Raw genomic sequence first — 13,553 nt, 5'->3', positions numbered from 1 at the left:
GGCAGGCGTGCGCCCAGGGGCCCGGAGGGCGGCTCGGGCCTGCTCGGCGGCCCTGGCAGCGCGCAAGTGGGCGCGGGCCCGGACACACACACCCGGGCCCGCGCCCCCGGAGGTCAGCCCCGGTACGCGCGGAGTGCGGCGAGGGCGCGGTCGGCGTGGGTGTTCATGCGGAGCTCGGTGCGGACGACCTCCAGGACGGTGCGGTCCTCGGCGATGACGAAGGTGACGCGCTTGGTGGGGGCGAGGGAGAAGCCCCGCTTGACGCCGAACCGTTCGCGGACCGTGCCGTCGGTGTCGGAGAGCAGCGGCATGCCGAGAGTGTGCCGGCCGGCGAACTCCTGCTGCTTGTCCACGCTGTCCCCGCTGATGCCGACGGGCCGGGCGCCCACGGCCGCGAATTCGGCGGCGAGGTCGCGGAAGTGGCAGGCCTCGGCGGTGCAACCCGGGGTGAGGGCGGCGGGGTAGAAGAAGAGGACCACGGGCCCGTCGGCCAGCAGCTCGGTGAGCCGGCGGGTGGTGCCGGTCTCGTCGGGCAGGGCGAAGTCCTCGACCTTGTCCCCGACCTCGATGCGCTCCGTCACGACCGTCCCTCCCCGCTCCGGGCGACACCGCGGGCCCACAGCACCAACGGCAGCTGGAGCGGCAGCCGTGCGACGGCGGCCGCCTTCAGCGGCGCGGGCCGGTTCCGCCAGTCCACGGCCATCTTCACGTTCGCCGGGAACACGCCGACGAAGAACGCCGCGGCCGCCTTCGCGGCGACGGTACGCGTGCGGGGCGCGGCGATTCCGGCCGCCAGGGCCAGTTCGACGGCGCCGCTGCCGTACGTCCAGCCCCGGGGCGAGCCGGGCAGCTCGCGGGGCACGATCGCGTCGAACTGGCGTGGGGCGGCGAAGTGGGCGACCCCCGCGGCGGCCAGCAGGCCGGCTAGCAGCAGGGGTGAGCGTTCGGACCGGGACACGGTTCCTCCTCTGGTGACCTGCCGCCGGATATTACTGGACGGTAGGCCATCGGGCGGCCGGTGCGGCCGGCTCGTCACGCCGTCGCCACCGGGCGTCCGCCGCCCGGACGCCCACCGCTCGGCATCCGTCTCCCCCGTCCCCACCCGTTCCGAAACAGGCGCCCCGTCGCACATCGCACGAACGCCCGTGGCGCCGGACAGGGCCCTGGAACACCTGTTCCCGGCGGGCCGCGGGGGCCTCCTCGCGCCTCCCGCACCCGTCCCGGGGGACGTCCCGCGCATCCCGCGGGACGCCGGGACGGCATGGTGACGGTTCGTCACGGCAAGGCTGGCCGGCGTGATCACGGCTCGTGGTCACGAGATCGACAGCCGGAGGCTTCCATGATCCGACGGACCCTCAAGAACGGCCTGCTGGCCACGGTCGCGGTGCTCGCGTTCCTGCCCACCACGGCCGGTGCCGCCGCCGCGAGCACCACCGCCCAGCACCCGGTGCCCGCCGTCGCCGCCCAGCAGTACACCCACCGTACGCACCACGTCCGGCACCACGTCCACTACCGCGGGTACCACGCGCGCCGGATGCACCACGCCTACCGCGGGCTTCGCCTCACCTCGCAGGGGGCGGTCTACTGGTTCTCCCCGCAGGGCCTGGCCTACCGCTTCACCGCGCGCCAGACGCCGTACCACCACAGCCTCACCGGCCGGGTCGCCACCCACCGCTTCCGGCTCAACGTCCGCTCGGGACCGGGCACCGGCTACCGGGTGGTCGGCCACCGGCGCACGCACCGGGTCATGACCCTCAGCTGCAAGGCCTACGGTTCCGGGGTGTACGGGAACCACATCTGGTACCGGCTCCCGCACCACCGGGGCTACGTCTCCGCCCACTACGTGCGGGCCAACCGGGCCGTCCCCTGGTGCTGACCGGCGCCGGCCACCGCATCCACTGACCGTCGAAGGCCTGTCCGGGAACCCCGCGTCCCGAACAGGCCTTCGGCATGGGCGCATGGTTCACCCTCCCAGTATCCCTTCGGGTGTTGAAGCCGCCGTCCGGCAGGGAAGCCATTCCGGCAACAGGGGCGAAATCGCCCATAGCGGAATGGGAGTCGAGGAACGTACGATGCGGCACCCCCAAGGATCGACCACGCCGGACGAGCCACTGGTGCTGAGACTGCGCGAACTGAAGGACCGTACGGGGCTGAGCCTGGCGGCGCTGGCCGCCCGCACCCCCTACAGCAAGTCCGCCTGGCACCGCTATCTTTCCGGCGGCAAGCGGCCGCCCCGGCCCGCGGTGGAGGCCCTGTGCCGGCTCGCCGAGGCCGACCCGGCCGCCGTGCTCGCCCTGTGGGAGGCGGCCGGGGCTCCCGCTCCCCCGTGCCCGCCCGAAGGGCCCGCACGCGGCCGTTGGTCGCGGTGGTTTCCGCGGTGGCTCCCGGTGTCGGCCCTCGCGCTGTTCGGCGCGGCGACGGCGGTGGCCGCCGCCGTCGCCCTGTCCGGGCGTCCGGGGAGCGCGCCGGCCGCCCGGACCGCGACCACGGCACCGCGCTGCCACGGCACCACCTGCCAGGGCGAGTTGCCCGGCGCGTCGGTGTGCGCACGGGACGCGCAGACCACGAGCACGGTCAGCGACCAGGGGTACGCGGTCCGGCTGCGCTGGTCACCGGCCTGCGGCACCGCCTGGTCCGAAGTGCGGGTCCGCTCCCCGCGGGCCCGGGAGGTGTCCGTGCGGGCGGGCGAGGACGTGCTCACCGCGAGCTACCCGGCGGACGACGCCACCGGTGTCAGCAGCCCGATGCTCTCGGTGTCCTCGCCCCGGGGCGTGGAGGCGTGCGCGGAGGTGGACGGGAAGCTGGCGTGCACGGGCCTGGACGCGGACGGACCGCCGAGCGCCCAGGACTGACCCGGACGCCCGGCGCCGCACGGGGGTCCGGTCGGGCGGTGGTGACCGGCCGCCGTCCGGGCTGGCCGGTCGCACCAAGGGGCCGCGCACGGCTCTGCGCGGCCCCCTCGTGCGTGCCGCGGGAGCTCAGCCCGGTGGGCAGCAGCGGGGCGCCGCCGGGTGTGCCCCGGCGGGGCCCGTGCCCCGGTGGACAGGTGCGCGCCCGCCCCGCGCCCGCGCTCGGTGCGTCAGCCGCCGAGCGCCTCGATCACGCCGGCGAGGTGGGCGCGGACGGCCGCTTCGGCCGCCTGCGGGTCCCTGGCGCCGATCGCCTCGATCATCGCCAGGTGCTCGCTCAGGGATTGCTGCGGACGTCCCGGCCGAAGCGCCAACTGAAAACGGTGGCGCACCAGTTGCGCGTTGATCCGCTCCAGCAGCTCGACCGCGGTCTGCTGTCCGGAGATCTCCCGGATCCGGTCGTGGAGCTGGTGGTCGAGGTCGGAGTAGGTCACCGGCTCGCCGTCGGCGACGGCCTTCTCCATCGCCTTGCCGAGGTCGGCCAGACCGCTCAGCTGCTCGTCGCTGGCCGCGACGGCCGCCTTCGCCGCACAGAGCCCTTCCAGGACCATGCGGCACTCCGTGATCGCGACCGCCTCCTCGACGGTCACCACCCGCACCCGCGATCCGCGGTTGCGGATCCGCTCGACCAGCCCCTGCGCCTCCAGATCGATGAGCGCGGCACGGATGCCGGCCCGCGTCACACCGAACTGCTCGGCGAGTTCGTTCTCCACCAGCCGCTGGGCCGGCGCCATGTCGCCGTGCAGGATCGCCTGCCGCAGCTGCGCGAGCGCATGCTGCTTGGCCTGCTCTCCGGTGGTCGGACGGGCTTCCTTCGGCATCGTGCCCTCCCTGAGTGAGTGCCTGTCGAACCTAAATCCAGCCAGACAAGATCGTCAACAAAGATGTGGGGCGATCCGTCAGCCCTGTCCTCGTCCCTGGCGGTACAGCTCGGTGAGCAGTTCGACCACCGCCTGGAGCGCCGGATGCGGGTCGTCGCGCCACCAGGCGAGCCGCACGGCGACGGGTTCGGCGTCGCGCACCGGCCGGTAGACGATGCCCGGCCTCGGGTACTGGTTCGCCGTGGACTCGGCCGACACCCCGATGCCACGCCCGGCGGCGATGACGGTCAGCCAGTCGTCGACGTCGTGCGTCTCCTCGGTCGCCGGCCGGGTGTCGGGCGGCCACAGCTCGGGGGTGGCCGTGCCGGTACGGCGGTCCACGAACAGGACCCGGTCGGCGAGGTCGGCGAGCCGCACCGAGCGGCGTCCGGCGAGCGGGTCGTCGGCGGCGAGCGCGCACAGCCGCCGCTCCAGACCGACGATGGCGGTGTCGAACCGCCGGTCGTCCAGGGGCTTGCGGACGACCGCGAGATCGCAGGCGCCCTCGGCGAGCCCCGCGGAGGGCGAGTTCACCCGCACCAGATACAGGTCGGTGCCCGGACGGGCGGCGGTCCAGCGGCGCTGGAAGGCCACGGTGTGGCGGCCGACCGCCGACCACGCGTATCCGATCCGCACCCGTGTGTGCCCCGAGGTGGCCTCCCGGACCAGGCCGGCCACGTCCGCGAGCACCCGCCGGGCCCGCGTCACCACCCGCAGCCCGGTCGCGGTCGGTGCCACCTCTCGGGAAGTCCGTCGCAACAGCCTTGTTCCGAGGGCGCGTTCGAGGGACGCGAGGGTGCGGGAGACGGCGGCCTGGGAGACGCCGAGGGCGATCGCCGCGTCGGTGAACGTGCCCTCGTCGACGATGGCCACCAGACAGCGCAGCTGCCGCAGCTCGATGTCATCCATACGGCCAGCGTATAGATCGGCCGACGCATGCATTATGTGCAAGTAGGCGGGCGGCGCACCGTGCGGAGTATGCGAGGAGCCATCGAACGCCCGGCCACGGCGATACCCGCGACCGCGTCCCTGCCGGCGGCCCGGCGGCTGACCGGTGTGGGCACCATGGTCGGCAGCGCGCTGTCCAACCAGACCGGAGCGGCCGTCGGGGCACTGGCCTTCCCGGTCCTCGGCCCGCTGGGCGTGGTGGCGGTCCGCCAGTACGTGGCCGCGCTCGTCCTGCTCGCGGTGGGCCGCCCCCGGCTGCGCGGCTTCACCTGGTCGCAGTGGTGGCCGGTGCTGCTGCTCGGCGCCGTCTTCGGCACGATGAACCTCAGCCTGTACTCCGCCGTCGACCGGATCGGCCTCGGCCTCGCGGTGACACTGGAGTTCCTCGGCCCGCTGACGATCGCGCTGGCCGCGTCCCGGCGCCGGCTGGACGCCGGCTGTGCGGCGCTGGCCGCGGCGGGGGTCGTGGTACTGATACGCCCGCGCCCCTCCGCCGACTACACCGGGATGGCGCTGGGCCTGGTGGCCGCGTGCTGCTGGGCGTCGTACATCCTGCTCAACCGGGTCGTCGGGCGGCGCGTTCCCGGTGCGCAGGGCGCGGCGGCCGCCGCCACGGTGTCCGCGCTGGCCTTCCTGCCCATCGGCATCGGGCTCGCGCCGCGCCACCCGCCGACGGCCGGGGCCCTGCTGTGCGCCGTGGCCGCCGGGGCCCTCTCCTCCGCCGTGCCCTACCTGGCCGACCTGCTCACCCTCCGGCACGTCCCCGCGCAGACCTTCGGCCTGTTCATGAGCGTCAACCCGGTCCTGGCCGCGCTGGTCGGCTGGGCGGTCCTCGGCCAGGGCCTCGGCGGCCCCGAGTGGGCGGGCATCTGCGCGGTCGTGGCGGCGAACACCCTGAGCATCGCCACAACCCGGACCTGACACGGCGCCAGAGCCCGAGGAGGCCTACGGAGTCACCGGAAGGCGCGAGGACTCAATCAGACACGCGGGGCCGGGAACACACGAAGCCCCAAGACGCCCACCCGAGCAGCCGCGCGGAGGCCGAGGAGGCACGGGTGTGGGGGCGCGGCAGCGCTGCCCCGGCCTCGGCAGCCCCCGCGTCCCCGGCGGAGACGGTGGGCTGAGCGGGGCGCCGGGAGGCCGGCCGGGGCGGGGCGACCGGGCCGCCTCGCCCCGGCCGGAGTGGTGTACGACGTCCGCGAGGACCCGGGCGCGGACGTGCGGGACGCCGAGGCGGTGGCCCGCCCGCGGACCGGGGTCGACGCCGTCCGCCACCGCCGCGGCTCCCCCGCCCCGGATCCGCGGCCTGCGTGGTGCGGCTCCCGCCCCCGGGCCCGTTCAGGGGAACCGGGGGCGTGAGGGGCGTGAGGGCGGTGGGAGTGGTCGACATGTTCAGCCGTGACCGCCGTAGCCCTGCCGCTCATCGCGCCGATGCTCGCCACCGCCGGATCGCTGCCGCCCTCGGCCCAGGACGAGCGGTGGGCGTACGAGACCAAGCAGGACGGCCAGCGGGTCATGGTCTATCTGCCGGGCGACGGCAGCCTGCTGCTGCGCGCCCGTTCGGGCGAGGACATCACCCTCGCCTACCCCGAACTGCGGCCCCTCGGCGGCACGCTCGGTGCCGTGCCCGCCGTCCTCGACGGCGAGGTGCTCGCCCTGGACGCGCGGGGCCGGGCCGACTTCCAGCTGCTCCAGGGCCGGATGGGCCTCGCCCACGCGCCCGCGCGGGCCGCGCGCCGGGCCGCCCAGGTGCCGGTGCACCTCGTCCTGTTCGACGTGCCGTATCTGACCGAGCCGCTGGTGCGGCTGCCGTACGCGCGGCGGCGGGCCCGGCTGGAGGAACTGGGCCTCACCGGTCCGCACTGGTCGACGCCCGCCGCGGTGACCGGGCACGGCGCCGAGGCGCTCGCGGCCACCCGGGAGCACGGCCTGGAGGGCCTGGTGTGCAAGCGGCTGGACTCGGTCTACGAGCCCGGGGTGCGCTCCCGCGCCTGGATCAAGATCCGGAACATGCGGGCCGAGGACGTGGTCGTCGGCGGCTGGCTGCCGGGCAAGGGGCGGCTGACGGGCCTGCCGGGCGCGGTGCTGGTCGGCCAGCGCGACGCGGCCGGCCGGCTGCGCTACGTCGGCGGGGTGGGCACCGGCTGGAACGAGGCGGAGCGGACCGGCCTGGCGGCGCTGCTGCGGGAGGCGGCGAGCGACCGCTGCCCCTTCGACCCGGTCCCCCGCGTCCCGGACGCCCGCTGGGTGCAGCCCCGCCTGGTGGGCGAGGTCAGCTACAGCACCCGAACCCGGGCCGGGCTGCTGCGCCAGCCGTCCTGGCTGCGGCTGCGCCCCGATCTGACGCCCGAGGAGTCCGCGGCACACCTGCCCGAGGGACTTGACTGAGCCCGCTGGGTCTATCGTGTGCGCATGCCGGTTCCCGAACTGATCCGAATCGTCTCCCGCGACTCGCCCATGGCTCTGGCTCAGGTCGAGCGTGTCCGCGCCGAGTTGGCCGTGCTGCACCCGGGGGTGCGCACCGAGGTCGTCCCCGTGAAGACCACCGGCGACAAGTGGCTCGGCGACCTGTCCCAGGTCGAGGGCAAGGGGGCGTTCACCAAGGAGGTGGACGCCGCCCTGCTGGCCGGGGAGGCGGACCTCGCGGTGCACTGCGTCAAGGACGTGCCCGCGGACCGGCCGCTGCCCGCCGGGACGGTGTTCGCCGCGTTCCTGAAGCGGGACGACATCCGGGACGCGCTGGTGCACCCGTGCGGGCTCACCCTGGACGAGCTGCCGGCCGGCACCCGCATCGGCACCTCCGCGGTGCGCCGGATCGCCCAGCTGGCCGCCACCCATCCGCAGCTGGAGTGCGTACCGTTCCGCGGCAACGCCAACCGGCGGCTGGCGAAGCTCGCCGACGGCGAGGCGGACGCGCTGCTGCTGGCGGTGTCCGGCCTCGAACGCATCGGCCGGACCGACGTGATCAGCGAGGTGCTGTCGCCGGAGACGATGATGCCGCCGATCGGCGCGGGCATCCTCGCCCTGCAGTGCCGCGAGGACGACACGGAGCTGATCGACGCGGTCAGCGGGCTCGGCGACCCGGACACGTACCGGGAGGCGACGGCCGAGCGGATGTTCCTGCATGTGCTGCAGGGCCACTGCAACAGCCCGATCGCCGGTTACGCGCGCGTGGACCGCAGCGGGGAACTCTCCCTGCGGGCCTGTGTGTTCACCCCGGACGGCAAGACCCGGCTGAACGCCCACGAGTGGGCGGGCCGGCTCGACCCGGCCACGCTCGGCACCTCGGTCGCGGTGGCTCTGCTCAGGCAGGGCGCGCGGGAGATCATCGACGGTATCCCGCACTGACCGGCGCGGTGGCCCCGGCACCAAGCGGTGCCGGGCTCCATCGGGCTTCGGGAAGACCCCGCGCGGCGCTTGACCAGGCCTCTGCGCCCCCCTCTCAGGCGGCGCGGCGTCAGGCGGCGCCGGGCTCCGTCTGGTCCTTGAGGAAGGCGCTGACCTGGTGGGCCAGGCTGGCCGGTCCGGTGGCCGCGGGAGCGGCCGTCGCGGCCGCCTCCAGGACGCCGATGCCGCCCGCCCACAGCCGGCGCTCGCTCCACTCCTCGTCGACCCGCAGCTGGACCTGCACGTCGACGTGGCTGAGGGACGCCTCCGGGGCGGCCGCGTAGACGACCGCGGTGGCCCGGCGCAGCGGGTAGACGTCGAAGCCCTCGACGAACTGGGAGTTGCGCCAGTCGATGAAGGCGCCCTCCCCGTCGGGTCCGACGCGGACGTCGATCTGCCCGTCCTCGAGGTGGATGCCGTAGTGCCGCGCACCGCGGTTCTCCACCGTCACCCGGAGACTGAAGTACGTCAGCCCGACGGCGGCGTCGTCGCGTCCGCGCGGCGGCTCGGCGGCCTCCAGGCGATGGACGAGGACCCGCAGACCGGCATGCTCCTCGTACTCCTGCCAGTCCCCGACCACGTTCGGCTCGTACACAGTGCCCCTCTCGACCTTCGAGAGCTGCTGTCTATCTGTGTGCTGAGCGCACTGTCAAATGAGCAGAATGCGCTGTGGCCAGGGGGTTCGCCCGCTTTGATCGGTGATCAAGCGCTGCGCAGGAACAATCCGCCCGCGGCACCATCCGGCGGACGCGGGTGCGTGCCGCACATCACGTCCGCGGCAAGATCACCGGGCGAGCCGGCCGAGCAGCGCGGAGGCCGCGGTGATGCCGAGCGCGGCGGCCACCGCCAGCACGCCGAAGTCGGCGGCGAGATGCGCGGACGTACCGAGCAGCAGGCCCCGCAGCGCGTCGACTTGGTAGCTCAGCGGGTTGACCTTGCTGACGGCCTGCAGCCAGCCCGGCATCACCGAGACGGGGTACAGGGCGTTCGAGCCGAAGAACAGCGGCATGGTGATCGCCTGCCCGAAGCCCATCAGGCGGTCGCGGCTCAGGACGATGCCGGCGATGGTCATCGACAGGCAGGAGAAGAAGACGGAGGCGAGGATCACCGCGGCGGCGACGCCGAGCAGCCGCAGCGGGTTCCAGGTGAGGGCGACCCCGAGCAGGGCGGCGATGAGGACGACGACGATCGCCTGCACCAGCGACTTCACCCCGGCGGCGAACGCCTTGCCGGTGATCAGCGCGGAACGGGGGGTCGGGGTGACGAGGAGCTTGTTGAGGATGCCCGCGTCTCGCTCCCAGATGATCTGGATGCCGTAGAAGATCGCGATGAACATCGCCGACTGGGCGATGATGCCGGGCGCCATGTAGTCGATGTACGGGATGCCGCCGGTGGGTATCGCGCGGATCCGGGTGAACGTCTGGCCGAAGATCAGCAGCCACAGGGCGGGCTGGATCGCGCGGGTGTACAGCTCGGTACGGTCGTGGCGCAGCTTCTGCAGCTCCACGGCGCACATGGCGACGACCCGGGCCGGCAGCAGCCGCCACCCCGGACGCGGGGCGGGCGGGGTCAGCAGCAGCCGGGTGCCCTCAGCCGACGCGGTGCGCGGTGCGGCGGGTGCTTCGGACATCGCGGAATCCTCCTCCGGAGTGGTCGTCGAGGCCACTGCCGGCGACGTCGCGGAAGACGTCCTCCAGCGTGGGCAGGCGGTCCGTGCCCCGGCGTTCGGCCAGGCCCCGGCGCAGCTCGTCCGGGGTGCCGAGGGCGCGGATGCGGCCGTGGTGCATCAGGCCGACCCGGTCGCAGTACTGGTCGGCCTCGTCCATGTAGTGGGTGGTGACCAGGACGGTCATGCCGGTCGCGGCGCGCACGGCGTTGATGTGCTCCCAGACGCCCGTGCGGGCGATCGGGTCCAGGCCGATGGTCGGCTCGTCGAGGATCAGCAGCCGGGGCGCGCTGACCAGGGCCTGGGCGAGTTCGAGGCGGCGGATCATGCCACCGGAGTAGGTCTTGGCGAGCCGGTCGGCGGCGTCGGAGAGACCGACGGCGGTGAGGGCCTGGGCGACGCGTTCGGCGCGCTCGCGGCGCGGCACGTCGAAGACGCGGGCGAACAGGGCGACGTTCTCCCGGCCGGTGAGCCCGCTGTCGGCGGACAGCTGCTGCGGGACGTAGCCGAGCAGCCGCCGGACGGCCATGCGCTCCTTCGCGGTGTCGTGCCCGAAGACGCGGACCATGCCGGCGGGGACCGGCAGCAGCGTGGTGATGCAGCGGATCGCGGTCGTCTTGCCGGCGCCGTTCGGCCCGAGCAGCCCGAACACCTCGCCCTCGCGGACGGCGAGGTCGAGCCCGTCCACGGCACGGGTGTCACCGAAGGTGTAGGCGAGTCCGCTGCAGGTGACGGCCTCAGCCGTGTCGCCCGTCATGATGCCTCTGTCCTCGTCATGATTCCTCCGCGCCCTCGTTCGGGTCCGGTTCGTCACCCTCGGTGTCCTCGGTGTCCTCGGTGTCCTCGTGGAGATGGACGGCGAGCTTACGCAGGGCCGGGAGGGCCGCGCGCAGGGCCTCGCGGTCGGCCTCGTCGAGCCGGGAGACCTGCCGTCCGAACAGCTCGGCCCGGCGGCGCCCCCAGTCCGTCAGGCGCTTCTCGGCGGCCCCGGTCAGCAGCAGGCGTGCCGCGCGCCGGTCGGCCGGGTCGGTCTCCCGGAGCAGATAGCCGTCCCGCACGAGCTGGTTGACCAGCGTCGACACGGAGTTGCTCGCGAGGTGCAGCGCCTTGGCCGCCTCCGAGATGCCGATGCCGGGCCGGGCCTCGACCATCCTCAGCAGTTCCACCTCGGCACCGCGCAGCCGGGGCCCGGTGAGCCCGCCGCGCAGCCGCCGCCGGATCAGCCGCTGGATGCGTACGAGCGCGTCGGCCAGCTCCTCGGGGAAGCTCTCCAGCCGCGTTCCCGTACCCCGTTCCGCTTCGTCTTCCACACTCCCGAGATTACCTCTGTAACAGAGGTAATGCTCCTCGAGCACCCCCAAGAAGCGGTCAAAGGCGACCTGGGCGCCGCCCCTTATACTGCCAATTGTTTTGAGATGTCCCTGAACGGGAAAGGGTAGTTAGTGCTTCGGACAGGAGGCACGTCCGTGGGAACCGGCCCTCGCCGGACGCCCCGGTGTCCTATCGATGGTCCGAGCGCGCCTCCCACGGTGTCTGTCCAACCGGCACCTGCCGAAAGAGGTGCGCGCGATGCGTGTCACTGGCAGCACGAAACCCCACCCACATGACGACGCACCCGACACGGGTGAGTCCTTCGAACTCCTCTCCCGGCTCTCCGAAGGTCCCGAGCGCCAGGCGCTGCGGGACGAGCTGGTCCAGCTGTGGCTGCCCATGGCCGAGCGGATCGCCGTCCGCTTCCGCGGCCGCGGTGAGGCCCTGGAGGACCTCTACCAGGTGGCGGCGCTGGGACTGGTGAAGGCCGTCGACCACTACGACCCCTCTCGTGGCCGCGCGTTCGAGGCCTACGCGGTGCCCACCATCACGGGGGAGATCAAGCGTCACTTCCGGGACCACATGTGGACCCTGCACGTCCCGCGCCGGGTCCAGGACCTGCGCAACCGGGTCCGCAGCGCCATGAAGGAGCTGGCCCAGACCACCTCGGGCCGGCCGCCCACCGTCGCCGAGATCGCCGCGTACACACGGCTGACGGAGGACGAGGTGCGCACCGGCATGGAGGCGCTGGAGTGCTTCTCCGCGCTCTCCCTGGACGCCGAGGTGGCCGGAACGGACGGCTACGCGCTCGGGGACTCCCTGGGCGGGCCGGACCCGGGATACGACCTCGTCGTGGACCGGGCGGCGGTCAAGCCGTGCCTGGAGGCTCTGCCCGAGCGTGAGCGCACCATCCTCTATCTGCGGTTCTTCCGCGGGATGACGCAGAGCCGGATCGCCGAGCAGCTCGGTATCTCGCAGATGCACGTCTCGCGGCTGCTCAGCGGCTGCTTCGACCACCTGCGCGAGGAACTGCTCGCGGAAGCCCGCTGAAGCCCCCGCCCCCTCAGCCCTCGTCGGCGCCCGGCACCTGGACCGGCCCGTACCGGTCCAGGGTGTCCTCCACCGCCGCGCGGACGTCGGCCGGGATGTCGCCCCGGCGCCCCCAGATCAGGATCAGCTCGGCGACGTTGCGCAGCTTGATGTTGGTGTGCTGGGAGACCTCCCGCAGCACCTGCCACCCCTGGTCGGGCGTCACCCGGCCGAGCGCCACCATCATCCCGATCGCCTGGTCGACGACCGCGTGGGAGGTCACGGCCTCCTTGAGCTGGTCGACCTCGGCCTGCAACGCGGCGATGCGGACCGCCTCACTCTCTCCCATCCCTCCATCCTGCGCACCGGCCTGCCCCCCTGCCACCGGGGGTACTCGACCTGCGCCCCACCCCTGTCCGGTTGGACACTGGACCGAGACCGGTGGCCGCCCGGCCCCGAGAGCAGGACGCGACTGCCATGAACCAAGACACCCCCGTCAGTGATGGAGCGGGCCCCGGCCGCGGACCGCGCAAGCGGGACGTCGTCTCCACCCACTCCGTCTTCGGCGCCCCGTGCTGGGTGAGCCTGACCAGCCGTGATCTGCAGGCCACCCAGGACTTCTACGCGGCCGTGCTGGGCTGGCGCTGGCGTGGGGCGAAGCTCGGCGAGCACTTCCGCATCGCGCTGGCGGACGGGGTGCCGGTGGCCGGCATCGCGGCCGTCGCCTCGATGTGGCAGATGGCGGTGGCCTGGACGCCGTACTTCGCGGTCCCCGACGCCGACGTGGCCGTGGCCCGGGTACGGGAGCGCGGCGGTACGGCGGCGGTGGGGCCGCTGTCCTTCCCGCCCGGCCGGGCGGCGCTGCTCGCCGACCGGGACGGGGCCACCTTCGGCATCTGGCAGGGGGAACTGGTCTCCAACTGGGAGGCCTGGCGCCGGGCGGCACCCACGTTCATCCGGCTGCACACCCGCAACGCCTTCGACTCCGCGATCTTCTACGGCGAGATCCTCGACTGGGCCACCGGGGCGCCCGGCTGCTGCGAGGTGGAGTACGAGGCCGGCGAGGTCCTGCTGCGCAGCCAGGGCGACATCGTGGCCCGCATCGACTCGGGCGCGGAGGAGGCGGCGCCGGACCCCTCCGTGCGGCCGCACTGGCAGATCCACTTCGCCGTGGCCGACGTGACGGGCTGTGCGCGGGCCGCGGAGAAGCACGGCGGCAGCGTGCTGAGCGAGGAGGAGGACGAGGCGATCCTGCGGGACGCCGACGGGGCCCAGTTCACGGTGACGTCGCGGCGCGTGCGCTGAGCCGACGGGGCGCGCGGGTGCGCGCCCCGTCCCTGTCCTCCGGCTAGTAGTGCTTCGTTAGGTTCTGGGCTGTCTGCGGATGCTCCGAGGGCGGGGCATGGGGCGTCCGCAGGTGGTGCATGTGCCGGTCCAGCACCT

The 13,553-nt window shown here is 73.7% G+C and carries 16 protein-coding genes; 7 read left to right on the top strand and 9 right to left on the bottom strand.

What is annotated here, in order from left to right; all coding sequences use genetic code 11:
- Positions 1–113: 113 nt before the first annotated feature.
- Entirely contained in the window at positions 114–581 is a 468-nt protein-coding gene (locus ACZ7FF_RS38615; RefSeq protein WP_470818592.1) for a peroxiredoxin, read from the bottom strand.
- Complete coding sequence (locus ACZ7FF_RS38610) at positions 578–958, bottom strand: DoxX family protein (protein ID WP_470818590.1); 381 nt, start codon at positions 956–958, stop codon at positions 578–580. Before ACZ7FF_RS38610 ends, ACZ7FF_RS38615 begins: the two co-directional genes overlap by 4 nt.
- Positions 959–1,339: 381 nt before the next feature.
- Between ACZ7FF_RS38610 and ACZ7FF_RS38605 the strand changes: the two genes are divergently transcribed.
- Entirely contained in the window at positions 1,340–1,876 is a 537-nt protein-coding gene (locus ACZ7FF_RS38605; protein ID WP_470818588.1) for a hypothetical protein, read from the top strand.
- Positions 1,877–2,072: 196 nt separating this feature from the next.
- Positions 2,073–2,852 (top strand): XRE family transcriptional regulator, encoded by a 780-nt coding sequence (locus ACZ7FF_RS38600; RefSeq protein ID WP_470818587.1) that lies wholly within the window; start codon positions 2,073–2,075, stop codon positions 2,850–2,852.
- Positions 2,853–3,079: 227 nt separating this feature from the next.
- Here the strand turns inward: ACZ7FF_RS38600 and ACZ7FF_RS38595 are convergent, their stop codons facing one another.
- The gene (locus ACZ7FF_RS38595) at positions 3,080–3,730 is read right to left on the bottom strand and encodes a GntR family transcriptional regulator (RefSeq protein ID WP_470818586.1); all 651 of its coding nucleotides are present in this window, start codon (positions 3,728–3,730) and stop codon (positions 3,080–3,082) included.
- 78 nt (positions 3,731–3,808) lie between these two features.
- On the bottom strand, positions 3,809–4,678 hold the full coding sequence (locus tag ACZ7FF_RS38590) for a LysR family transcriptional regulator (RefSeq protein ID WP_470818584.1): 870 nt from the start codon (positions 4,676–4,678) through the stop codon (positions 3,809–3,811).
- Between the two features lie 147 nt (positions 4,679–4,825).
- On the opposite strand from ACZ7FF_RS38590, the gene ACZ7FF_RS38585 reads away from it, so the two are divergent.
- The 3 genes from ACZ7FF_RS38585 to hemC all read left to right on the top strand — a co-directional run bounded on the left by ACZ7FF_RS38585 (position 4,826) and on the right by hemC (position 8,065).
- The gene (locus tag ACZ7FF_RS38585; RefSeq protein ID WP_470818685.1) at positions 4,826–5,638 is read left to right on the top strand and encodes an EamA family transporter; all 813 of its coding nucleotides are present in this window, start codon (positions 4,826–4,828) and stop codon (positions 5,636–5,638) included.
- Between the two features lie 510 nt (positions 5,639–6,148).
- Positions 6,149–7,105 (top strand): ATP-dependent DNA ligase, encoded by a 957-nt coding sequence (locus tag ACZ7FF_RS38580; protein WP_470818683.1) that lies wholly within the window; start codon positions 6,149–6,151, stop codon positions 7,103–7,105.
- 18 nt (positions 7,106–7,123) lie between these two features.
- Complete coding sequence (gene hemC / locus ACZ7FF_RS38575; protein ID WP_470818583.1) at positions 7,124–8,065, top strand: hydroxymethylbilane synthase; 942 nt, start codon at positions 7,124–7,126, stop codon at positions 8,063–8,065.
- A gap of 109 nt (positions 8,066–8,174) precedes the next feature.
- Here hemC and ACZ7FF_RS38570 read toward each other — a convergent pair whose 3' ends face one another.
- The 4 genes from ACZ7FF_RS38570 to ACZ7FF_RS38555 form a co-directional block, all read right to left on the bottom strand.
- A complete protein-coding gene (locus tag ACZ7FF_RS38570) occupies positions 8,175–8,699 on the bottom strand; it encodes a hypothetical protein (protein ID WP_470818581.1) in 525 nt (174 codons plus the stop codon).
- A 189-nt stretch (positions 8,700–8,888) separates the two neighbouring features.
- Positions 8,889–9,734 carry an ABC transporter permease gene (locus ACZ7FF_RS38565; protein WP_470818579.1) on the bottom strand — a complete coding sequence of 282 codons (846 nt, stop codon included), beginning with the start codon at positions 9,732–9,734 and terminating at the stop codon, positions 8,889–8,891.
- The gene (locus ACZ7FF_RS38560) at positions 9,694–10,527 is read right to left on the bottom strand and encodes an ABC transporter ATP-binding protein (RefSeq protein ID WP_470818578.1); all 834 of its coding nucleotides are present in this window, start codon (positions 10,525–10,527) and stop codon (positions 9,694–9,696) included. Before ACZ7FF_RS38560 ends, ACZ7FF_RS38565 begins: the two co-directional genes overlap by 41 nt.
- Before the next feature lie 16 nt (positions 10,528–10,543).
- Positions 10,544–11,080: a MarR family winged helix-turn-helix transcriptional regulator gene (locus tag ACZ7FF_RS38555; protein WP_470818577.1), complete on the bottom strand. Its 537-nt coding sequence runs from the start codon at positions 11,078–11,080 to the stop codon at positions 10,544–10,546.
- A 259-nt stretch (positions 11,081–11,339) separates the two neighbouring features.
- Here ACZ7FF_RS38555 and ACZ7FF_RS38550 point away from each other — a divergent pair, with 259 nt between their 5' ends.
- On the top strand, positions 11,340–12,131 hold the full coding sequence (locus tag ACZ7FF_RS38550) for an RNA polymerase sigma factor SigF (protein WP_470818576.1): 792 nt from the start codon (positions 11,340–11,342) through the stop codon (positions 12,129–12,131).
- Positions 12,132–12,144: 13 nt separating this feature from the next.
- On the opposite strand, the gene ACZ7FF_RS38545 is transcribed toward ACZ7FF_RS38550, so the two are convergent.
- Complete coding sequence (locus ACZ7FF_RS38545) at positions 12,145–12,459, bottom strand: ANTAR domain-containing protein (protein WP_470818574.1); 315 nt, start codon at positions 12,457–12,459, stop codon at positions 12,145–12,147.
- Positions 12,460–12,587: 128 nt separating this feature from the next.
- Here ACZ7FF_RS38545 and ACZ7FF_RS38540 point away from each other — a divergent pair, with 128 nt between their 5' ends.
- The gene (locus ACZ7FF_RS38540) at positions 12,588–13,415 is read left to right on the top strand and encodes a VOC family protein (RefSeq protein WP_470818572.1); all 828 of its coding nucleotides are present in this window, start codon (positions 12,588–12,590) and stop codon (positions 13,413–13,415) included.
- Positions 13,416–13,553: the final 138 nt, after the last annotated feature.

This window comes from Streptomyces sp. NPDC037126, assembly GCF_055605965.1.
This window is presented reverse-complemented; position numbering and strand designations above follow the sequence as displayed.